Genomic DNA, 512 nt, shown 5'->3' with positions numbered 1-512 from the left:
GACCGACTCCGCCGTCTGGCATCCGCACACCCAGCGGGTGCAGGCAGGACCGGTGTGGATCGAGGTCCTCGCGACCCCGACGACCTTGACCTTCGACCCGGGCAACGGGCAACAGCCGGTGTCCTGTCCAGGGCCGGGCACGCCCTACGACCGTGCGTTCGGGTTGCACGCCGCCTCGCCCGACTGCGACGTGGTCTACGAGCGCTCCTCGGCCGGCCAGCCGGGGAAGCAGGTCCGCGCGCGGTGGGCGATCACCTGGGCAGTGTCCTGGCACGGGTTCGACGGCACCGCCCCCGTCACCGGCACCTTGCCCGCCATGACCTCCCGCGCGGAGGCAGAGCTCGCCGTGGTCGAAGCCCAAGCCCTGATCACGCAATAACCACACGAAAAGGCGCTTTCATTTCAAGTTCTCGAATTCTTGTTGGGGGAGAGCTATGTCTACGACCGACACCACGTCGCCCCGCGACGAACCATCGACGGGGAGGGTCTCGCCGCGGGTGCCGTCGCGCAGA

General features: G+C 68.8%; 1 protein-coding gene. It reads left to right on the top strand.

Features of this window, described 5'->3' with window-relative positions:
- Nucleotides 1-379: hypothetical protein (locus tag ABD976_RS29520; protein WP_345368335.1), on the top strand; the 379-nt coding region annotated here is incomplete at its 5' end.
- Between the last annotated feature and the right edge of the window lie 133 nt (nucleotides 380-512).

The organism is Saccharopolyspora cebuensis (assembly GCF_039542665.1).
In the GTDB taxonomy this organism is placed as follows: Bacteria; Actinomycetota; Actinomycetes; order Mycobacteriales; family Pseudonocardiaceae; genus Saccharopolyspora; species Saccharopolyspora cebuensis.
This window is presented reverse-complemented; position numbering and strand designations above follow the sequence as displayed.